The 20258-nt window shown below is 46.4% G+C and carries 21 protein-coding genes; 18 read left to right on the top strand and 3 right to left on the bottom strand.

Going from position 1 to position 20258, the window contains the following annotated elements:
- Positions 1 to 266: 266 nt before the first annotated feature.
- Positions 267 to 3494, bottom strand: a complete 3228-nt coding sequence (rne, locus tag P3C17_RS20665; protein ID WP_300931185.1) for a ribonuclease E — start codon at positions 3492 to 3494, stop codon at positions 267 to 269.
- 616 nt (positions 3495 to 4110) lie between these two features.
- Between rne and rluC the strand changes: the two genes are divergently transcribed.
- Genes rluC through P3C17_RS20650 form a run of 3 tightly spaced genes read left to right on the top strand, consistent with a single transcriptional unit; the run spans position 4111 to position 5949 of the window.
- Positions 4111 to 5070, top strand: a complete 960-nt coding sequence (rluC, locus tag P3C17_RS20660) for a 23S rRNA pseudouridine(955/2504/2580) synthase RluC (protein ID WP_300931184.1) — start codon at positions 4111 to 4113, stop codon at positions 5068 to 5070.
- Positions 5070 to 5717, top strand: a complete 648-nt coding sequence (locus P3C17_RS20655) for an HAD-IA family hydrolase (protein WP_300931183.1) — start codon at positions 5070 to 5072, stop codon at positions 5715 to 5717. Before rluC ends, P3C17_RS20655 begins: the two co-directional genes overlap by 1 nt.
- Before the next feature lie 25 nt (positions 5718 to 5742).
- Entirely contained in the window at positions 5743 to 5949 is a 207-nt protein-coding gene (locus tag P3C17_RS20650) for a hypothetical protein (protein ID WP_300931182.1), read from the top strand.
- A 61-nt stretch (positions 5950 to 6010) separates the two neighbouring features.
- Here the strand turns inward: P3C17_RS20650 and P3C17_RS20645 are convergent, their stop codons facing one another.
- On the bottom strand, positions 6011 to 6604 hold the full coding sequence (locus P3C17_RS20645; protein WP_300931181.1) for a Maf family protein: 594 nt from the start codon (positions 6602 to 6604) through the stop codon (positions 6011 to 6013).
- A 140-nt stretch (positions 6605 to 6744) separates the two neighbouring features.
- On the opposite strand from P3C17_RS20645, the gene yceD reads away from it, so the two are divergent.
- The 14 genes from yceD (at position 6745) to P3C17_RS20575 (ending at position 17670) form a co-directional block, all read left to right on the top strand.
- Positions 6745 to 7272, top strand: coding sequence for a 23S rRNA accumulation protein YceD (gene yceD, locus P3C17_RS20640; RefSeq protein ID WP_300931180.1), 528 nt, complete (start codon positions 6745 to 6747; stop codon positions 7270 to 7272).
- 19 nt (positions 7273 to 7291) lie between these two features.
- Positions 7292 to 7459, top strand: coding sequence for a 50S ribosomal protein L32 (rpmF, locus tag P3C17_RS20635; RefSeq protein ID WP_008898943.1), 168 nt, complete (start codon positions 7292 to 7294; stop codon positions 7457 to 7459).
- Between the two features lie 6 nt (positions 7460 to 7465).
- Positions 7466 to 8506, top strand: a complete 1041-nt coding sequence (plsX, locus tag P3C17_RS20630) for a phosphate acyltransferase PlsX (RefSeq protein ID WP_233080269.1) — start codon at positions 7466 to 7468, stop codon at positions 8504 to 8506.
- A gap of 6 nt (positions 8507 to 8512) precedes the next feature.
- Positions 8513 to 9472, top strand: coding sequence for a beta-ketoacyl-ACP synthase III (locus tag P3C17_RS20625; protein WP_300931179.1), 960 nt, complete (start codon positions 8513 to 8515; stop codon positions 9470 to 9472).
- 30 nt (positions 9473 to 9502) lie between these two features.
- The gene (gene fabD, locus P3C17_RS20620; protein WP_300931178.1) at positions 9503 to 10438 is read left to right on the top strand and encodes an ACP S-malonyltransferase; all 936 of its coding nucleotides are present in this window, start codon (positions 9503 to 9505) and stop codon (positions 10436 to 10438) included.
- A 14-nt stretch (positions 10439 to 10452) separates the two neighbouring features.
- Complete coding sequence (gene fabG / locus P3C17_RS20615) at positions 10453 to 11202, top strand: 3-oxoacyl-ACP reductase FabG (protein WP_233080266.1); 750 nt, start codon at positions 10453 to 10455, stop codon at positions 11200 to 11202.
- A gap of 183 nt (positions 11203 to 11385) precedes the next feature.
- Positions 11386 to 11622: an acyl carrier protein gene (gene acpP / locus P3C17_RS20610; RefSeq protein ID WP_008898948.1), complete on the top strand. Its 237-nt coding sequence runs from the start codon at positions 11386 to 11388 to the stop codon at positions 11620 to 11622.
- A 120-nt stretch (positions 11623 to 11742) separates the two neighbouring features.
- Positions 11743 to 12981, top strand: a complete 1239-nt coding sequence (fabF, locus tag P3C17_RS20605; RefSeq protein WP_233080265.1) for a beta-ketoacyl-ACP synthase II — start codon at positions 11743 to 11745, stop codon at positions 12979 to 12981.
- Between the two features lie 147 nt (positions 12982 to 13128).
- The gene (pabC, locus tag P3C17_RS20600) at positions 13129 to 13893 is read left to right on the top strand and encodes an aminodeoxychorismate lyase (protein WP_300931177.1); all 765 of its coding nucleotides are present in this window, start codon (positions 13129 to 13131) and stop codon (positions 13891 to 13893) included.
- Entirely contained in the window at positions 13890 to 14906 is a 1017-nt protein-coding gene (gene mltG, locus P3C17_RS20595; RefSeq protein WP_300931176.1) for an endolytic transglycosylase MltG, read from the top strand. Before pabC ends, mltG begins: the two co-directional genes overlap by 4 nt.
- A 35-nt stretch (positions 14907 to 14941) precedes the next feature.
- Complete coding sequence (gene tmk, locus P3C17_RS20590) at positions 14942 to 15613, top strand: dTMP kinase (RefSeq protein WP_300931175.1); 672 nt, start codon at positions 14942 to 14944, stop codon at positions 15611 to 15613.
- On the top strand, positions 15606 to 16508 hold the full coding sequence (gene holB / locus P3C17_RS20585) for a DNA polymerase III subunit delta' (protein ID WP_300931174.1): 903 nt from the start codon (positions 15606 to 15608) through the stop codon (positions 16506 to 16508). Before tmk ends, holB begins: the two co-directional genes overlap by 8 nt.
- 12 nt (positions 16509 to 16520) lie before the next feature.
- Positions 16521 to 16847, top strand: coding sequence for a PilZ domain-containing protein (locus P3C17_RS20580; RefSeq protein ID WP_233081161.1), 327 nt, complete (start codon positions 16521 to 16523; stop codon positions 16845 to 16847).
- Positions 16848 to 16887: 40 nt separating this feature from the next.
- On the top strand, positions 16888 to 17670 hold the full coding sequence (locus tag P3C17_RS20575; protein WP_300931173.1) for a YchF/TatD family DNA exonuclease: 783 nt from the start codon (positions 16888 to 16890) through the stop codon (positions 17668 to 17670).
- Positions 17671 to 18204: 534 nt separating this feature from the next.
- On the opposite strand, the gene P3C17_RS20570 is transcribed toward P3C17_RS20575, so the two are convergent.
- On the bottom strand, positions 18205 to 19242 hold the full coding sequence (locus P3C17_RS20570) for a CNNM domain-containing protein (protein WP_300931172.1): 1038 nt from the start codon (positions 19240 to 19242) through the stop codon (positions 18205 to 18207).
- 249 nt (positions 19243 to 19491) lie between these two features.
- On the opposite strand from P3C17_RS20570, the gene P3C17_RS20565 reads away from it, so the two are divergent.
- Positions 19492 to 20214, top strand: a complete 723-nt coding sequence (locus P3C17_RS20565; RefSeq protein ID WP_300931171.1) for a DUF4386 domain-containing protein — start codon at positions 19492 to 19494, stop codon at positions 20212 to 20214.
- Positions 20215 to 20258: the final 44 nt, after the last annotated feature.

Genomic DNA, 20258 nt, shown 5'->3' with positions numbered 1-20258 from the left:
CTTCTGAAGAAGGTGGCTTTGTGTTAAGCCCCTAAAAGGGGCCTTTTGTCGAGTAACTTAGCAACTTCAGCGTCCGTTACTTTTTTACTTAGTCTACGCCAAAGAATTCGATGTCTAATCCCAGCTTGGTATAGCTCGTAAGAAAAATACAAACAGAGTTTCAGGCAAAGCCTTTTGGATGATAACCACCTACTGAAGTAGGTGGTTTAGGGCCGAAAACAAAAAGGCCACCTTGCGGTGGCCTCTCTTTTGGGTTTTAAACCAGCTTATTCAGCTGAACCAGGTTTTGTCATAGGAGCAACACTCATCTGACGGGCAGAGGCTGAGCCACCAGGACGTTCTGAACTGATGACCAGTGGTCGTTCGCTGTTATCCATGCTTGTTGTCTGAGGTGCTGTTTCAACAGTTGCCACAGTTTCAGCTTTGGCTACTGGTTTAGTCATATCTGCAGTCACCATTTTGGCGTATCTGTTACCAGCAACAACAGGAGCCTTCACTTCAGCTACTACTTTTTTCACAGGCGCTTTGCGTGTTTTGGCTTTTGGTGCTTCTTCCGCTACAGGCTCAGCTGGAACTACTTGAGCTGGTTCAGCAGCAACTGGCGCAGCTTCAACGACCGGAGCTGGTTCAGCAGCAACTGGCGCAGCTTCAACGACCGGAGCTGTTTTAGCAGCAACGGGTGCAGCTTCAACGACCGGAGCTGGTTCAACAGCAACTGGTGCAGCTTCAACCACTGGTGCTGGTTCAGCTGCAACTGGTGCAGCTTCAACGACCGGAGCTGGTTCAACAGCAACTGGCGCAGCTTCAACCACTGGCGCTGATTCAACAGCAACTGGTGCAGTTTCAACCACTGGAGCTGGTTCAACAGCAACTGGTGCAGTTTCAACAACAGCAGTTTCTGTTACTGTTTCAGTAATTGGCAGATCCAATTGTTGTTCAGTGCTTACTGTAGCGTCCTGATCTTCAGGGTAACGGGCAGCTAAAGCTTCTTCAGCTTCCTGGTCCTGTTGCTCTTTTTTACGTTTCTGACCAGCAGCACGTAAATGACGAGGAGAACGACGGCTGCGGCTGCGACCTTCTGCAGCTTCTTTTTCCGCATCAGTGCTTTCTGCATCGGCAGTGTCGACAGTTACAGTTTCAGCTGATTCTGTTTCAATAACATCGGCCGGAACATTTGCCTGAACAGCAGCTTCAGTTTCTGCAACAGCTTCTTTTACTGGCGCTGCTACGGCAATTTCCGCCACAGCTGTGTCGATGGCGACTGGTGCAACTACTGGGGTTTCAACCACAGGAGAGGCGACTACTGCTGCTTCCACTACAGTTGTTGCTGTTACTGCTGCAACGCCTTCTTTTTCATGACGCACAGACTTGCGCATCTGGCGGCGTTGACGGCGCTCAACAATCTTGGTGCTGTGCTCTTCGTCTTGTTCTACGGCTTTAACCGGAGCTGGACGTTCTGATAGAGGTTTTTTCTGTTCCGGACGTTCAGTACGCTCAGGTCTTTCTGTGCGCTCTGGTCGCTCAGCTCGTTCTGTGCGCTCTCCACGTTCCGGGCGTTCACCACGTTCCTGACGAGGTTTATCCTGTCTTGGCGCTCGTTGTTCCGTATTACGTTCAGTAGTGCGCTCAGCTTTCGCTGGAGTAGCGTTGTCGTCTTTTGCAACTTTTTCATCCCCTTCCTGACGGCGGCGATTCTTGTTGTTACGACGTCTGTTGTTATCACGGTTGTTACTGCGGCGTGGTGCTTCTTCCACTTTTTTCTCTGGTGCAGGTGCAGCAGCGAATAAGGATTTAAACCAACCCACCACAGAATCAACCAGACCTAGGCCTGCATCTTTTACTTCAGCCACTTCAACTTTACGGGCTGTTGGAGCTGGTGATGCCGCCGCAGAGGCAGAAGCTTCAGCCATATTAATGGCGGATACTGCTGGTTTTTCTTTAACGTTTTCGCCGATAGGGTGATACACAGCACTGCCAATAGCAGGAGCTTTCACCATGTTGTAGCTGGACTCTTCAATCTCTTCGTCGATACGGATGCGCGTCACTTCATAGTTTGGCGTTTCCATATGTTCGTTAGGAATGATGTAAATCCGGATACCATGACGGCTTTCAATACGGCGTACTGAATCACGTTTTTCATTCATCAGGTAAGTGGCTACAGAAACCGGGACCTGAGCATGAATTTGACTGGTGTTGTCTTTAATGGCTTCTTCTTCGATTAAACGTAAAATCGACAGAGCTGAAGACTCAGTACTGCGAATAGTGCCGCGGCCATGACAACGTGGACAAACGTGAGTTGCAGATTCGCCCAACGAAGGACGTAAACGCTGACGTGACATTTCCAGTAAACCAAAACGTGAAATGCGGCCAATCTGCACGCGGGCACGGTCTTGTTTTACGGCGTCTTTTAAGCGGTTTTCTACTTCACGTTGATGACGAACTGGTGTCATGTCGATGAAGTCGATCACAATCAAACCACCTAAGTCACGTAAACGTAACTGACGAGCAATTTCATCTGCGGCTTCTAAGTTGGTGTTAAAGGCTGTTTCTTCGATATCACCACCTTTGGTTGCTTTTGACGAGTTGATGTCAATGGCAGTTAAGGCTTCAGTGCTGTCGATGACGATAGATCCACCAGAAGGTAAACGCACTTCACGACGGAAGGCGGATTCAATCTGAGTTTCAATCTGGAAGTGCATAAAGAGTGGCACTTCGCCCTGATACATTTTGACGCGGTGGGCAAAATCAGGGCGGAACTGCTGAATATATACTTTGGCTTCTTCGAAAATACGTGGGTTGTCGATCAGTATTTCACCAACATCACGACGCAGATAATCACGAATAGCGCGGAATACCACGTTGCTTTCCTGATGGATCAGGAATGGAGCAGGGCGGTTTTGTGCTTCGTGAGTAATAGCAGACCAGTGTTTTAATAAAGCTTTTAAGTCGTAATCCAGCTCTTCGTGAGATTTACCCACACCAGCGGTACGAACTATTAAACCCATGCCGTCTGGCAGTTGTAATTGATCCAGCGAGTCTTTTAAATCCTGACGCTCGTCACCTTCAATACGACGGGAAATACCACCGGCGCGAGGATTGTTAGGCATCAGTACTAAATAAGAACCAGCTAAAGAGATGAATGTAGTTAAGGCTGCACCTTTTTGACCACGTTCTTCTTTATCAATCTGGATGATAACTTCCTGACCTTCTTTGACCACTTCTTTAATATTTGGGCGACCATCAAAGGTATAACCGGCAGGGAAATATTCGCGAGAGATTTCTTTCAGAGGTAAAAAGCCATGGCGTTCAGAGCCATAATCAACAAAAGCTGCTTCCAGACTGGGTTCAACCCGGGTGATTCTTCCTTTGTAGATATTCGCTTTTTTCTGTTCGTGTCCTGGGCTTTCGATATCCAGGTCGTATAATTTTTGTCCATCGACTAGAGCTACGCGGATTTCTTCTTCCTGCGTGGCATTAATTAACATTCTTTTCATTGTTTTGTGACTCTATTACATAGGCCACAACGCAACGACATCCTGCGTCCGCGTTTCAGATGGTCAAACATATCAATGCTGCAGTCTCTCGACTGGGAATGCTTGAGCTAACTCATTTTATACCTTTGCAGTTTGAAGCTACTTCGGGCTGGCTGCATTTGCTCCGCCTTTATCTGAGGGATCTTAGTCCGTCATGGCTCGCGTGCTTATCGCCTTACTCTAACTTAAAGCTGTTCGGGTATATTTGGTGCCGCCTTGTCAGGGCCGCACTTAAATGTTTTTTGCTGTGATCTGACACAGAGATCGCGCGATACCGCGCTGCGTTGTCGCAATTTTTTTTTGCCTAAGTGACCGGAAGCTGTGTTTTGTCTCTGTCAGTAATAAATTACGCAGCATTACTTCAGACAAATAGCGTTATTCTCGCCCGCAGAGTATAAATACGTTGGTTTTCCCAACGAATTCGGTATGATCTGCCTCCCGAACGGTGCCTCACATTTTCTCTTACGTCACTTTGAGCGCCCTAATTGCCATTTTTGGCATAATTAGCCCGGTAATTATCCCACTAATTAGCGAACAATAGCAACTTAATTTAAGCTTAGCAGAGTAACTGAAACGCATGACTGAAAATATCAAAACTCCGGTGCAATATATTGATGTAGAAGAAGATTATTCCGGTCAACGCATAGATAACTTCTTAATGGCGCGCTTGAAGAGCGTACCAAAGAGTGTGATTTATAGGGTTTTGCGCAAAGGTGAAGTGCGGGTTAATAAAAAAAGAATAAAACCTGAGTACAAACTGCAAGCCGGTGATCAGGTGCGTGTGCCGCCACTTGTGGTTCATGACGAGCCGGAAAAAGAACCGGTGTCGACTGGTCTTGCGATGGTGAAAAACCTTGAAAGCCATATTCTTTTTGAAGACAACGATTTAATAGTGCTGAACAAACCTACAGGTATGGCTGTGCATGGTGGCAGCGGTTTATCTTTTGGTGTGATTGAAGCTTTGCGGGCTTTACGTCCAACCGCCCGTCATCTTGAACTGGTGCACCGTTTAGACCGTGATACTTCAGGTTGTTTGCTGATCGCGAAAAAACGCTCTGTGCTGACCAATCTGCATGAACAGCTGCGCTTAAAAACAGTAGAAAAAAAATACTGGGCTTTAGTGGCAGGTCAATGGGACAGCAAAATCAAAAAAGTCACAGATCCGCTGCGTAAAAACACCTTACAAAGTGGTGAGCGCGTGGTGAAAGTGGATGAAGCTTTAGGTAAACCTTCAGAAACCCGTTTTAAAATTCTGCAGCGCTATGAGGAAGGCACTTTAGTAGAGGCGTTCCCTGTCACAGGCCGTACTCACCAAATTCGTGTGCATACCGCCTGTAAAGGTCATGCCATTGCCTGTGATGATAAATACGGTGATAACGAATTTACCTCACAAATGCAGAAGCTTGGTTTAAACCGTTTGTATTTGCATGCCAAAACTCTGACCTTTACCCATCCGGGCACAGGCAATTTGTTAACCTGTGAAGCGCCTTTGGATAAAGCATTAAGTAGCGTACTGGAAAAGTTAAAGAGAAAATAATGAGTTCGGATATAGCTTTAGTGGTATTTGATTGGGACGGCACTGTGATGGATTCAGTGGGGCGTATTGTTTCTTCCATGCGTTCTGCTGCAGAGCTGTCTGGTTTAGTCGTACCCACAGAACATCAGGTGAAACAAATTATTGGTCTGAGTCTGGATCCTGTGTTTGATATTTTATTTCCTGGTATCAATGGCACGCAGCGCCAGACTGTGTTTGAACATTACCGCGACCAGTATTTATCGCACGAGCATCCGCCGACACCTTTATTTGAAGGGGCAGAGCAGGTAATGCTGGAGCTGAAGCAACAAGGTGTTTTATTGGCGGTGGCGACAGGCAAAGCCCGTAAGGGCTTAAAGCGGATGTTTGAAGAAACCGGATTAGAGCCATACTTCAGCACCAGCCGCTGTGCCGATGAAGCAGAGTCTAAACCCAGCCCTGATATGCTGAAGCAAATTCTGGCAGAACTTAAGTTACCCGCTCACCGCGCTATTATGGTCGGGGACACTATTCACGATATGGCGATGGCGCAAGCCATAGAAATGCCCCGTATTGGGGTGACTCATGGTGTACATGGCAGGGAAGAGCTGAGTCGTTATCAGCCCAAAGCTATTATTGATTCGCTGCCAGAGCTGTTAACAGCGCTTTGATTGAAAGTTCAAACTTTAGATATCTATGAAAGAATTGAATAAAACGCTTTCGCCGAAGGCGAGCCTCTTTCTTTTGCGTCGCCAAAAGAAAGAGGCGCAAAGAAAAGGCGACCCTGGCCGCTTCGAAAGCCCGCTCAAAAAAGTGCGCCCAAGGCGACTCGGCAACTCGTTCGTCGCTACCGCTCCTCGCTCAAACACTCCTCGTCTTAAAACCTTGGTCACCCATTTTTGAACGGCTCGCGGCTAAGGGGGAGGGTGTTAATAGTTATATGTGCTGCGTTTAAAGGATCTGATCAAGGTTTTGTCAGCAAATCCCTGCCTTCATTTCTCAGCATTTCAAGCAAACGAATTAATGGCAGGCCTATTAAGCTGTTTGGGTCGTCGCCTTCGAGCTTTTCAAATAAACTGATACCCAAACCTTCGCTTTTAAAACTACCGGCGGAGTTCAGTGGCTGCTCTCTCTCTATATAGGTAAGAATTTCGGCGTCTGTTAATTCACGAAAATGCACTTTAAATGGCTCAACACAAAGCTGATGCTGTTTGGTTTGTGCATTGACCAGAGCCAGGCCGGTTAAAAAGGTCACACAATGGCCGCTGAAGCTTTTTAATTGTTTATAGGCATTTTCCGCGGTATGAGGTTTGCCGAGGATTTGACCGTTAAACACTGCCACCTGGTCTGAACCTATGACTAAACCTTCAGTCAGGCTATTTGCCACAGCTTGTGCTTTTAATACAGCTAAGCGGCTAACCAGTTGTTCTGGTGTTTCATCGTGCAGAGCAGTTTCGTCTACTTCGGGTTTTGCGGTAGAAAAGTTCGGTGTAAGTTTTTCCAATAAAGCCTTGCGATACACAGAGGTAGAGGCTAAAACCAGTACTTTTGTTGACATAAAACAACTCCCTTGGGACAATGCGCCGCACTATAACGCCAGAACGGCCGTCAGAACAGCGGTTTAGGCGGGAATAATTAACAAAAAAGAGGCAGGAATCCTTTGACAGCTTTAGCCTCGATCTATATGATGCGCGCCTTATGCAAAAGGTAAAAATTCCAATTACCCTTGATCCAACCCGAGCTGCGCAGAAACGTGCAACCTTTGATGGTATAGTTCCTCTGGTTACTTTAACCAGATTAACTGACTCGTTAGTAAGTTCTGAGGGTGATGTAGACGTAGTAGTAAATTGCGGAACTGATGAACAGGGTTTGGTCTTCATTGAAGCTCAGGCTCGTTGTCAGGTACAAGTGAAGTGTGAACGCTGTAGCGAACACATGAACCTGGAACTGAACACCAGTTTTGCATACACTCCGATAAGGAGTGACAAAGATTCGGCTCATGACGATATTCCAGAGCGCTACGAAGTGGTCGAAAAAAACGAACACGGCGAAGTTAACTTGAGGCAATTGGTTGAGGACGAATTAATTCTGGCTTTACCCTTGTTTCCGATGCACGATGAAGGATCTTGTGATCCAGCCAAAGTGCAGATGAGCTGGGGAGTAATAGAACCAGAACCAGAAAAACCGAACCCATTTGCAATATTGCAAGAATTGAAGAAAAAATAGTTTTTTTAGGAGAAAGGCAATGGCTGTACAGCAAAACAAAAAATCTCGTGCAAGACGTGACATGCGTCGTTCTCATGATGCGTTGACTGGGCCAACGCTGTCTGTAGACGCAACTTCAGGTGAGACGCACCGTCGTCACCACATCACTGAAGATGGTTACTACAAAGGTCGTAAAGTAATTAAGTAAGGTTGGATGCACTCGTTGCAACCACTACGACTTAAAATAGCTTTAGACATGATGGGGGGCGACCATGGCCCCCAATCAACTATTCCTGCAGCTATAGAAGCGCTGTGCGAATTTCCCCATGTAGATCTAGTCCTCTGTGGCGATTCTGAAATACTCACCCACGAATTAGAACAAGCTGGTTATTTAAACCATCCTCAGCTTTCTGTTCAGCATGCTTCCCAAACTGTTCTGATGACCGACAAACCTTCTGTGGCTTTGCGTAACAAGCGCCAGTCGTCGATGCGTATTGCTCTGGATTTAGTCGAACAAAACAAAGTGGCTGCTTGTGTCAGTGCCGGTAATACCGGAGCTTTGATTGCTATGGCGCATTTTGTCTTGAAGATGCTGAACGGCGTTGAACGTCCTGCTTTAATAAGTAGCCTGCCTTCTACTGTCGGCAGTCCGGTGTTTATGCTGGATTTAGGCGCTACGGTGAATTGTGATTCAGATACCTTGTTCCAGTTCGCCGTGATGGGCGCTGTGATGGCCGAAGAAGTGGAAGGCATAGTCAAACCTAAAGTGGCTTTGCTGAATATGGGCGAAGAAGAAATCAAAGGTTCGGATCAAATCAAGCGAACCTCCTTACTCTTATCCGAATGTGCGGATATCAATTACATTGGCTATATCGAAGGCAATGACATTTTTTCCGGCAAAGCCGACGTTATTGTTTGTGATGGCTTCGTTGGCAATGTAGCGCTGAAAACCTGTGAAGGTGTGGCGAAACTCATCTTAAAACGCTTAGAGACTGCACTGAAAAACTCCATGTCTGCTCAACTTTTCGGCTGGTTAATCAAACCTTTCCTGAAAAGTATGGCTTTAGGCGTGAACCCCGACCAGTATAACGGGGCAAGTCTGATAGGATTGCGCGGAATTGTAGTGAAGAGTCATGGAAATGCGACAAAAGAAGCATTTCTTAGTGCCATCCGTCAGGCCGTGCGCGAGGTTGAACGCCAGGTGCCGGTGAAGATCAAAGACAGGCTGGAACACGTATTAATTGACAAAGCGTAGGGCCCAATGTATTCACGCATTATTGGAACCGGAAGTTACTTTCCGTCTCAGGTCAGAACCAATGCTGATCTCGAAACCATGGTTGAAACCACAGACGAGTGGATCATCGAACGTACTGGTATCAAAGAACGCCGCATTATAGGCGACAACGAAACTGTTGCTACTATGGGTGCTCAAGCTGCACTCAAAGCTATTGAAGCAGCTGGCATCGACAAAAACTCCATCGATATGATTGTCATGGCTACCACCAGCGCTTCCCGAGCCTTGCCAAGCGCAGCCTGCGAAGTGCAGCGTGAGCTGGATATTCCTGGTATTCCTGCTTTTGACGTAGCCGCCGCTTGTGCTGGCTTTTGTTATGCCTTAAGTATTGCTGACCAGTATGTAAAAAGTGGCATGGCAAAACGAGTGCTGGTGATAGGCGCGGATTGTTTGTCGCGTTTAATGAGTCCTGAAGATCGCAGCATGGTGATTTTATTTGGTGATGCCGCAGGTGCTGTTATTTTAGAAGCCTCTGAAGAGCCGGGTATTTTATCCACTCATATTCATGCTGACGGTAAATACTCCGAATTATTGTATGTCGACAACCCTATCCGTGGTGTCGAAGCTTCAGTGCATAACTCCTGGGGCGCGATGAAAGGCAACGAAGTATTTAAAGTTGCAGTCACCCGTTTATCTGAAGTGGTCGAGCAAACCCTTGCTGCCAACAATATGGATAAATCCCAAATCGACTGGTTAGTGCCACATCAGGCCAATCTGCGCATTATCTCTGCTGTGGCCCGTAAACTGGATATGTCAATGGATCAGGTTGTCATTAACCTCGACCGTTATGGCAACACCTCAGCTGCCACAGTGCCTACAGCCTTAGATGAAGCTGTGCGTGATGGCCGTATCCAACGTGGACAAACTATATTGCTTGAAGCATTTGGCAGTGGTTTTGCCTGGGCTTCGGCTTTAATACGTTATTAACGATAGTACGAGAATATTGCGAGAAAAATGATGAACAACAAACTTGCATTGGTATTTCCAGGACAGGGCTCACAAAGTGTCGGCATGTTGGCCGAACTGCATGCTGAATTCGCTACAGTGCGCGACACCTTCGCCGAAGCTTCAGCGGCTTTAGGTTATGACTTATGGGCCTTAGTAGCCAATGGTCCTGATACAGCATTAAACGAAACACACCGTACTCAGCCTGCTTTATTAACAGCTTCTGTGGCTGTGTATAGAGTATGGCTGGAGCAGGGCGGCGCGACTCCAGCTTATTTAGCTGGTCACTCTTTAGGTGAATATTCCGCTTTAGTTTGTGCTGGTGTATTGACCTTGTCTGATGCCGTCAAGCTGGTAGAAAAACGTGGTCAGTATATGCAATTGGCAGTGCCAGCAGGTACTGGTGCTATGTCAGCCATTATTGGTCTGGACGATGCACTGATTGCCAAAGCCTGCGAAGAAGCAGCGCAAGGTGAAGTGGTGTCTCCTGTCAACTTCAACTCACCTGGTCAGGTGGTTATAGCCGGTAACAAAGCCGCAGTTGAACGTGCAAATGAACTTTGTAAAGCCGCTGGTGCCAAACGTGCGCTGCCTTTACCTGTATCTGTGCCGTCACACTGCGCTTTAATGAAGCCAGCGGCAGACAAACTGGCAGATGATTTAAACAGTATTTCGTTTCATACAGCTGTCATACCCGTAGTGAACAATGTCGACGTTGTTGCCGCAGCTGATGCCGCTGCAATCAAAGATGCATTGGTTCGTCAGCTGTATAGTCCGGTGCGCTGGACAGAAAGTATCGAGTTTTTAGCTGCACAGGGCGTGGACACAGTGATTGAACTGGGGGCAGGCAAGGTATTAAGTGGCTTAATTAAACGTATTAATAAAGAACTGAACACTGCTTCAGTCACAGATGTAGCGTCATTAAAAGACGCTTTAGCTGCAGAATAAAAGGCTTAAAGACTATGACGACTCCATTTATTTCTTTAGAAGGTCAGGTGGCCTTAGTCACGGGCGCAAGCCGTGGCATAGGTCGCGCTATTGCTGAACAATTAGCCGCTTTAGGCGCTAAAGTGGTTGGAACTGCAACAACTGAATCAGGTGCTGCTGCTATTTCCGCTTATTTAGGTGACAAAGGGTTAGGCCTGGTGTTAAATGTCGGCGATACGGCTTCTATTGAGCAGTGTTTAGAGACTATTAAAACTCAGTTTGGCGATATTGATATTCTGGTGAACAACGCTGGTATTACCCGCGATAACCTGTTGATGCGCATGAAAGAAGAAGAATGGTTCGACATCATGCAAACCAATTTGACATCAGTGTACCGTTTAAGTAAAGCTGTGCTGCGTAGCATGATGAAAAAGCGTCACGGCCGGATCATCAGCATAGGTTCAGTGGTAGGTTCTATGGGTAATGCGGGTCAGACAAACTATGCTGCAGCGAAAGCGGGCGTATTAGGTTTCACCAAGTCATTGGCCAGAGAAGTTGCCTCCCGTGGTATCACGGTGAACGCTGTTGCACCAGGTTTTATCGACACCGATATGACCAAAGAATTGTCAGAAGAGCAAAAAGAAGCAATTTTCAGCCAGGTCCCGGCGAATCGTCTGGGCCAGCCGGAAGAAATAGCAGCCGCTGTAGCCTTTTTGGCTTCAGGTCCGGCAGCCTATATTACGGGTGAAACCATCCATATCAACGGTGGTATGTATATGGTGTAAGCTTTTGCCAATGTGGCTGAAGTTGCAGTCAATAAAACTGCGGTTTCAGGAACTAAGGCAAATGGTTTGACCAGCAGGAAAAGACTGAGTCGTTACTTGCAACAAATCAGGCTTACGCATAAACTAGCCGCCACACAAAATTGCACCAATTGTTGCGATTTACATGAGAAAAAGGAAGAAAAGATGAGCAACATCGAAGAACGCGTTAAAAAAATTATCATCGAGCAGTTAGGCGTTAAAGAAGAAGAAGTGAAGCACGAATCTTCTTTCGTTGACGATTTAGGCGCTGACTCTCTGGACACAGTAGAATTAGTTATGGCTCTGGAAGAAGAATTCGACACAGAGATCCCAGACGAAGAAGCTGAAAAAATTACAACGGTACAGTCTGCTATCGACTATATCAAGGCCCACGCTGAGTAAGCGTTGAGCTGACAAAACGGGTAGCCTCTGCTACCCGTTTTTGTTTCTGAAGCTGTCTGCTACGTACTCAATGCAGAAGCAGATCAGCAATAAAGAATAAATTAGACTGCGGAGGATTCTGTGGCAAAACGTCGAGTGGTTGTGACGGGCTTAGGTATGCTAACGCCCCTGGGGAACGATGTAACGTCGACCTGGCAGGCTTTATTACAAGGTCAAAGTGGAATAGCGCTGTTTGATCATATTGATCCAGAGGCTTACACCACCAAATTTGCTGGTTTAGTCAAAAATTTTGACGTCGAACAGTTTTTCCCGGCCAAAGAAGCCAAAAAAATGGATTTATTTATCCAGTACGGTGTAGCTGCCGGTGTGCAGGCTTTTAAAGATTCCGGACTGGAAATTAACGAAGAAAACGCCGAACGTATTGGTGTTGCTGTAGGTTCAGGTATTGGTGGTTTAGGTTTAATCGAAGAAAATCACACCAAATTACTGAACAGCGGCCCACGTCGTTTATCGCCGTTTTTTGTGCCTTCTACCATTATCAACATGATTTCAGGTCATTTATCCATCATGTTAGGTCTGCAAGGTCCAAATATCAGTATTGTCACCGCTTGTACTACAGGTGTGCATAACATTGGTCAGGCCGCTCGTATGATAGCGTACGGTGATGCGGACGCTATGATTGCTGGTGGTGCAGAAAAAGCCTCTACTACTTTAGGTATGGGTGGCTTTGGTGCGGCCCGAGCTTTATCAACCCGTAACGATGCGCCACAACAAGCAAGTCGTCCATGGGATAAAGACCGTGACGGTTTTGTATTGGGCGACGGCGCTGGTGTTGTAGTACTGGAAGAGTACGAACATGCCAAAGCCCGTGGCGCAAAAATTTACGCTGAACTGGTAGGTTTTGGTATGAGCGGCGATGCGTATCATATGACTTCACCACCGGAAAACGGTCGTGGCGCTGCTTTGGCGATGAAAAATGCTTTGCGTGATGCCGGCGTGAACGCTGAGCAAGTGCAATACATTAATGCTCATGGTACCTCTACGCCAGCAGGTGATATCGCTGAAACTATGGCCATTAAATCTATTTTTGGTGCTAAACCAGAAGGATTAATGGTCAGTTCCAGCAAGTCGATGATGGGGCACTTATTGGGTGCTGCGGGTTCAGTTGAATCCATCATTACGATTTTGTCGCTGATCGACCAGAAAGTTTCTCCGACCATCAACCTGGATAATCCGGATGAAGGTTGTGATTTAGACTATGTGCCGCATACGGCCCGCGATGCCAAAATGGAATACGCTTTATGTAACTCCTTTGGTTTTGGCGGTACCAACGGTTCTATTCTGTTTAAGAAAATCTAAAATGTAGGGGTCAGAGTTAAGCTCTGATCCCTTATTCGCTTTATCCTTTTTGAGTCTGAAGCTAGACTCTGCCGCTACATTCCCAAAGTCACTGATTTCAGGCATACTTTCGGCCAGAATTTTTTCAAATGATGTGGACTGGCATTGATGCTTTACCTGCAGGCTCCCAACAGCACAGATCGTAGTTTTCAGTATGGTGACGGACTTTTTACCACTGTGCGGGTAAAAGACGGCAAAGCTATGCTGTGGGATTTGCATCTGCAGCGTTTAGTTTGTGGTGCCAAACGTTTGTTGATCCATTCTTTTGATACTGACGAGCTGACCAGAAAAGTGCAGCAAAATATTTCAGCGCCTGACCACGTGATTAAAGTACTGATCAGCCGTGGGCAGGCAGGCAGGGGCTATAGCCCGCAAGGTATTGAATCGCCTTGCTGTTATATCAGCACTGCAGCTTTACCTGCTTACAGTGATTGGCTGCAACAGGGCATTCGCTTGGGAGTGGCACAATTTAAACTGGCACAGCAACCCGCTCTGGCTGGTTTAAAACACAACAACAGGCTGGAACAGGTGCTGATTAAAGCTGAATTAGCTCAAAGCGGTTTTGATGAACTTGCGGTGCTGGATCAAAGTGGCGCTGTGATTGAAGTGTCAGCCGCCAATCTGATGTTTTGTAAAGAAGGCAAATGGTTTACTCCAGCGCTGGATCAGGCCGGTGTCTGTGGGGTTATGCGTCAACATCTGATGGCTCAGCTATCCGTGACAGAAGGTCGTTATCGCCTGGCGGATCTGCAGCAAGCAGAAGCCTTGTTGATTTGTAATGCCCTGATGGGCGTAGTGCCGGTGAAGGAATTTGCCGGGCAAACTAAAAATATCGAACTGGTACGTCAGTTTGTCAGCGGAGTTGAGCTTTGATCCGAACTTTATTTGTAGTCCTGTTAGTTGCACTGCTTAGTTATCTGGGTTTAAGTCATGTATGGCAACAATACAGCCAGAGTACTTTAGCTCTGACTGAGCCTTACATCGAAATTAAAGCGGGCGACAGCGCGATGAAGCTCTGTCGCAGTTGGCAGCAACAACAGCTGTTAAGTAACGCCCAATGCCGTTGGTTATCCATTTATTTGCGTATGCATCCTGAATTAGCAAAATTGCATCAGGGCGTATACAAGGTACCCACAGATCAAAAGCCAACCCGCTTATTACAAATGTTGCATTTATTCGCCAGCGGCAAAGTGGCGCAATTCTCTTTTAGCATCAAAGAAGGGGAAACCTTAAGCCAAAGCTTAAAACGTATGGCTGAAGCACAATACTTAAAACACGATCTGGCAGAAGATACAGATATGGTGGCTTTAGCCCTATGGCCAGACAGTTGGGGTGAGAAACCAACCAATGCTGAGGCTTTGTTTTTTGCTGAAACCTATAATTACACCGCCAACAGCAGCAGTACTGAATTATTAAAGCGCGCTAACCAGTTATTGATCCAACGTTTACAGCAGGCCTGGGATAGTCGACAGCCTCAACTGCCCTACAAAACACCTTATGAATTACTGATCATGGCTTCAATTATCGAAAAAGAAAGTGGCCATGAACCCGAGAAACCGCTTGTCAGCTCGGTTTTTGTGAATCGACTGGCGCTTGGTATGAGATTACAAACAGACCCAACTGTTATTTATGGTTTAGGCGATAGTTTTAATGGTGACATCACCAGAGCTGATTTGCGCAATCCACATCTTTATAATACCTATCAGCATTTTGGCTTACCTCCGGGTCCAATAGCTGCGCCAAGTGGAAGCTCTATTATTGCTGCTGCTCAGCCAGCGCAAAGTGACTGGCTGTATTTTGTCTCCAAAGGGGATGGTACGCATCAGTTTTCCCGCACTCTGGCTGAGCATAATGCTGCAGTGCGGCAGTATATTTTAAGAAAGTGAATTTTAGGTAAGAGAATTTTGGAAAAGAAAAAACCATGACAACTTCAGGTCGTTTTATTGTAGTGGAAGGGCTGGAAGGCGCCGGTAAAACCAGTGCTATCCGCACTATCCAGCAATGGCTGAACGAACATCAAATCCCATTTATCAGCACCCGTGAGCCAGGTGGCACACCTTTGGCTGAACAAATCCGAACTATAGTCAAACAAGTACAGGATGAAAAAGTAGCACCTGAAACCGAACTCTTATTGATGTATGCGTCCCGTGTGCAGCTCGTAAAAACTGTGATCCAGCCTGCCTTGCAGCAAGGCACCTGGGTACTGGGTGATCGCCACGATTTATCCTCGCGTGCCTATCAGGGGGGGGGCCGTCAACTGGATGAAAATCTGATTAACAGTATTCGTCAGGTGGTATTAGGTGATTTAACGCCGGATTTGACGCTGTATCTGGATATAGATCCTGCCATCGGCTTACAACGTGCTCAGGCTCGGGGCGAACTGGATCGGATTGAGCTGGAGCAATTGGCATTTTTCCAGCGCACTCGTGCCAAATATCAACAAATTGCAGCCACTGAAGCCAATATAGTGACTATTGATGCCAGTCAGTCTATGCAGCAGGTGCAGCAACAAATACTGAATGCGCTGCAACAGGCGTATCAAAGCGGGTCTTTAAGCCGTGATGCAAAGGCGGATCTTGACACAGATGTCTGATTTTCCGTGGCTGGACTCATACCAATACAAACTGACCGAATTGGCAGAAGCAGGGCAGTTGCATCATGCGTTATTACTGACAGGCCCTGTTGGCATTGGCAAATTGGCGCTGTCTAAACGCTTGGCTGCTTATTTGTTATGTAAAAGCCCGCAACAGCAACTGCCTTGTGGTTTATGCAAAAGTTGTCAGCTAATGGCATCCGGCCATCATCCGGATCTGTGGCAGTTACCAACAGAAGGCAGCAGTATTGGGGTTGACCCTATACGTGCTTTAGGTCAGTTTATGCAGGGTGCGTCGCAGCAAGGCGGCGTCAAGCTGGCGCTGATCCCGCAGGCTGAATTGATGACTGAAGCCGCAGCCAATGCTTTATTAAAAACTCTGGAAGAGCCGCCACAAAACAGCTTTCTGATTTTGCAAAGCGCTCATCCGGCTCAGCTATTGCCTACTATTTTAAGCCGTTGCCAAAGCTGGGCTTTAGCGCCTGTCTATGGTGAACAGATAGAGCATTGGTTACAGGAACACAGCAGCAGACCTGTACCGGACTTTTTACTGCAATACGTCGGCGGCGCACCTTTATTAGCGTTGAAATTATTAGAAAGCGACGAAGCAGCAGCAATTTCTGCACAATTGGTTATGCTGAAGAAGTTCGTGTCCGCTCAGTTAGATATGTATGAGCTGCTGGCTCATTTACCTGACACTGAACAATTGCCTTCAACCTTATTCTGGTTTGTACGACAGGAGTTATGGACTAAAGGCGCTGATATGCAGCTGAAACACCACCAGTTATTGTTGTCTTTACAACAATGGGGCCGTGATCGTCAGTTGATTACAGGCCAAAATGCAGCGCTGAATTTGTCGGCCTTGTTAGTGCAACTCCGCTCGGCCTTGTTGTAACAGGAGCTTACTGTGGACGAAATCCAACTGGATTTTACTGAACTTAAAGAGCTGTATCGCTGCTATATGCCATTTCTGAAAAACGGTGGTTTGTTTGTGCGTACTGCGCGGCCTTATCGTATGGGGCATTCTTTGTCTTTAGTGGTCACCTTACCTGATGCGCTGGAGCCCGTAAGGGTTTCCGGCAAAGTAGCATGGCTGACACCACAAGGAGCGCAAAGCTCTACTCCGGCTGGCATTGGTGTGGCTTTTATCGACGATAAATTTCAGCTGCAGGATAAAATTGAAAAATTATTGGGTGGTATGCTCGATTCGACTGAGCCTACCTACAGCCTTTAGAATTCAGTGGCTGTTTTAACTATTTTTTTGGAGAACTCTTTTGTTTGTTGATTCACATTGTCACCTCGATCGCCTGGAATGGGACAAATTAGCCCTGACGTTACCGGACGTTTTACAACAAGCCGCAGCTGCCAAAGTTGAACATATGCTTTGTGTATCGGTCAGTCTGAAAGAGTTTCCCGCGATGAAGCAGCTTGTAGCCGCTTATCCGCAAGTGTCAGTGTCTTGTGGTGAACACCCACTGCATCAGGAAGATCAAATCGATATCGAATTACTGCGCCGTTATTGCGCTGATCCTGCGGTAGTGGCCGTAGGTGAAACTGGCCTGGATTACTTTTACAGCCCGGACAGTAAAGCGATTCAGCAAGAGGCTTTTGCCGCTCATATTGCGGTAGGCCGTGAACTGAAAAAACCTTTAATAGTGCATACCCGCGATGCCAGGGCTGATACCTTGAATTTATTGCACTCCGGCGGAGCTGCCGACTGTGGAGGTGTTTTGCATTGTTTTACTGAAGACTGGGACACAGCAAAAGCCGCTTTGGATTTAGGTTTTTATATTTCGTTATCTGGCATAGTGACTTTTCGTAACGCAGATGAGCTGCGTGCTGTAGCCCGACAAATACCAGCGGATCGACTGCTGATCGAAACCGACTCGCCTTATTTAGCCCCTGTGCCTTATCGTGGCAAAACCAATCAGCCTGCTTATGTCAGCGCTGTTGCAGCTTGTATTGCAGAGCAGCGTAATGTCAGCATTGAACAGCTGGCAGAACAAACAACTGAAAATTTTTATCAGCTGTTTCAATCGGTTAAGAGAGCCTTATAATTAACTAACACAGCTTGCTCAGAAGGAAAAGTAGCCCAGAATCAAGGGATTCATTCTGGGCTTAGGGGAATGGCTCATCTAAATGAGCCGTGCGCTATACGGAACCAAAGAGGACAAAACAGGTTAACTTACAGGTTTTCAGTGTAGACAAGGCTTCTGAAATTTTCCTGCGGTCTGTTTGCTTTTAAGTCATTCAATCGGAAACAGAAGTCAAAACTTATCCTGATCTTATACCGCAGTTATCCCCACCTTATCCACTCCAGCTCAGGCAGCATAAGCTTTTGCTGAAGAATTAAGGCCGCTGTCACAAAATAGCTATAGATGCCAAAGTTTTCACAAACTATTAATGTTAGAAAAATTTAATCTAATAAAAACTGCAAAGGCACGAGGTTAATTCGGGGATAGTTGTTGTGTAGTCAGAGTGGGGAGGCTGGAAATACAACAGGGTTTTATTTGTAGTTTGTGTCAGCCAGGATAGTTAAAAACTCCGGCGCTGTTAACTTACGAAGAGCGCCGGTTTGAATTGTGCAGATTTTATCCTTGCTGGCTTTTATCATCGCTTAGCTGTTTTTGTTTATGTTCCCAGCGGCGTTTGGCAAAACGGCGCATGTTTGGAATATCGTCTGTTTCATCCATAATCGGCTGACCAATAATGGATTCAATCACGTCCTCCATGGTGACCAGGCCCATCCAACTACCATATTCGTCATAAACTAATGCCATATGCTGACGTTCCCGGATCAGCTGTGACATTAGCTGTTCCACATTCAGCATATCCGAAATCACTTTCACTGGTTTCATAATGTCAGCTGCGGTTTGTTCTTCGTTGAATTCCAGCATGTCGTAACGAAACACTATACCCAGAGGCGATTCATCATTATCCAGCACAGGATAACGCGAGAAACGATGTTTTTTCACACGATCGAGTAAAGATGATAAAGCTTCATCAGGCTTGGCGGATTCACAGACAGTGCGTGGTGTCATGATCTCGCGTACTTTAATGTCGTGTAAATCAAGAATATTAGCGATAACCCGTTGTTCATCTTCATCGAGTTTGTTGAGCTCGCGGCCTAATATAGTCAGTGCTTTGATTTCCTGACGTAAATCGTGATCATGGTGTCCACCGCCAAACAGCTTCATAACCTGATCTGACATCCAGATAAAAGGTTTCAGAATAAAAATCATGCCGTTGAGCAGGGTAGGTAACACCGGAGCCAAACTTGGCCAATAGCGGGCACCAATAGTTTTAGGTAATATTTCTGACAAGACTAATATAAGCAATGTCATGATAGCTGAGGCAATACCCAAATAACCGTCGCCAAAAACTAGAGTCACCTGAGCACCGACGCCTGTGGCACCCACTGTATGCGCAACAGTGTTTAATGTCAGGATTGCAGCCAGAGGTTGGTCTATTTTCTCTTTAAGAGCTTTCAGTTTTTCGTATAGCTTGGGCTGAGTCAGTTTTTGCTGGGCAATGTAGCTGGGGGTGATAGATAACAGCGCTGCTTCAAGGATAGAACAGATAAAAGATACCGAAATTGATAACACCACAAACGCAATTAGTAAACTCATACGGGTTGATTACAACACTCCATTTTGCTTCGACGCTGATATTCAATCACAGCTATGTCAGAAAATCGAGGACAAAAATTGTCGTATCACATTTTTTACTGAGTACTACTTTGTATGCCAGTGGCTTTTTTTAGTTGGATCTGGCAGTGTAATCCAAGGTTACAAAAGTCCATCAGGAACCAGATCTGACTCCGCCCAAACAGGTGTTTTTCCCAGCGCCTGCCATGTTTTGTCACTCTAAGGCATTCTATGATTTCTTCTTTTGAACGAGCACCACAGTTTTATGTGCGTCTTAGTGGCCTGTTTTATCTGGTCATTATTGGTCTGGGGCTTTTTGGTGAGCTGATGGTCAGAGGAACGTTGGTTGTGCCTTCAGATGCAGCAGCGACTGCTATAAATATCGCTGCATCTACCAGGCTGTGGAGCCTGGGTATAGTGGGTGATTTATCGATGCAATTACTGGATATTCCTATTATCGTGTTGTTTTATTTATTGTTTAAACGCGTCAACGCTGGGCTGAATCTGGCGGCCACTTTTTTTAACCTGATCCAAACCGCCATGTTGGTTGCCAATAAGGTGCTGTTAGTGATTCCGTTGCTGCTATTAGGTGGTATGGCTGCGGCATCGGTGTTTCCTTCTGAGCTGCTTGCTGCCTGGTCTTATCTTGCTATTCGGTTGCATGGCTATGGTTTTGCTATAGGACTGATCTTTTTTGCTTTCGCCTGTTTACTTCGCGGCTATCTGATCATTCAATCTGGTTTCTTCCCAGCTTTTATCGGGGGGCTCTTAGTGGTGGCTGGTGGTTGTTATCTGGTTAATAGCCTGGCTTTATTGCTTACACCCGATTTGGCTGCGCTGCTATTCCCATGGATTATGATACCGGTATTAGCGGGCGAGTTAACCTTAAGCCTGTGGATGATGATCAAAGGAGTGAATATGCAGAAGTGGCGGCAATCCGGCATTGAAAACTAACTGATGTTGGAAAAAAGCCGTTTGAGTTGTCAAAGCGCCGTTTA

This window comes from Rheinheimera sp. 1928-s (genome assembly GCF_029269265.1).
Taxonomy (GTDB): Bacteria; Pseudomonadota; Gammaproteobacteria; order Enterobacterales; family Alteromonadaceae; genus Pararheinheimera.
This window is presented reverse-complemented; position numbering and strand designations above follow the sequence as displayed.

Excerpts from the sequence above, each read along its gene's own strand:
- rluC (WP_300931184.1), top strand. The coding sequence starts at position 4,111 with ATGACTGAAAATATCAAAACTCCGGTGCAATATATTGATGTAGAAGAA.
- P3C17_RS20565 (WP_300931171.1), top strand. The coding sequence starts at position 19,492 with ATGATTTCTTCTTTTGAACGAGCACCACAGTTTTATGTGCGTCTTAGT.
- tmk (WP_300931175.1), top strand. The coding sequence starts at position 14,942 with ATGACAACTTCAGGTCGTTTTATTGTAGTGGAAGGGCTGGAAGGCGCC.
- P3C17_RS20650 (WP_300931182.1), top strand. The coding sequence starts at position 5,743 with ATGAAAGAATTGAATAAAACGCTTTCGCCGAAGGCGAGCCTCTTTCTT.
- acpP (WP_008898948.1), top strand. The coding sequence starts at position 11,386 with ATGAGCAACATCGAAGAACGCGTTAAAAAAATTATCATCGAGCAGTTA.
- rne (WP_300931185.1), bottom strand. The coding sequence starts at position 3,494 with ATGAAAAGAATGTTAATTAATGCCACGCAGGAAGAAGAAATCCGCGTA.
- pabC (WP_300931177.1), top strand. The coding sequence starts at position 13,129 with ATGCTTTACCTGCAGGCTCCCAACAGCACAGATCGTAGTTTTCAGTAT.
- fabG (WP_233080266.1), top strand. The coding sequence starts at position 10,453 with ATGACGACTCCATTTATTTCTTTAGAAGGTCAGGTGGCCTTAGTCACG.
- P3C17_RS20570 (WP_300931172.1), bottom strand. The coding sequence starts at position 19,242 with ATGAGTTTACTAATTGCGTTTGTGGTGTTATCAATTTCGGTATCTTTT.
- P3C17_RS20625 (WP_300931179.1), top strand. The coding sequence starts at position 8,513 with ATGTATTCACGCATTATTGGAACCGGAAGTTACTTTCCGTCTCAGGTC.
- P3C17_RS20645 (WP_300931181.1), bottom strand. The coding sequence starts at position 6,604 with ATGTCAACAAAAGTACTGGTTTTAGCCTCTACCTCTGTGTATCGCAAG.
- P3C17_RS20655 (WP_300931183.1), top strand. The coding sequence starts at position 5,070 with ATGAGTTCGGATATAGCTTTAGTGGTATTTGATTGGGACGGCACTGTG.
- fabD (WP_300931178.1), top strand. The coding sequence starts at position 9,503 with ATGAACAACAAACTTGCATTGGTATTTCCAGGACAGGGCTCACAAAGT.
- holB (WP_300931174.1), top strand. The coding sequence starts at position 15,606 with ATGTCTGATTTTCCGTGGCTGGACTCATACCAATACAAACTGACCGAA.
- plsX (WP_233080269.1), top strand. The coding sequence starts at position 7,466 with ATGCACTCGTTGCAACCACTACGACTTAAAATAGCTTTAGACATGATG.
- rpmF (WP_008898943.1), top strand. The coding sequence starts at position 7,292 with ATGGCTGTACAGCAAAACAAAAAATCTCGTGCAAGACGTGACATGCGT.
- yceD (WP_300931180.1), top strand. The coding sequence starts at position 6,745 with ATGCAAAAGGTAAAAATTCCAATTACCCTTGATCCAACCCGAGCTGCG.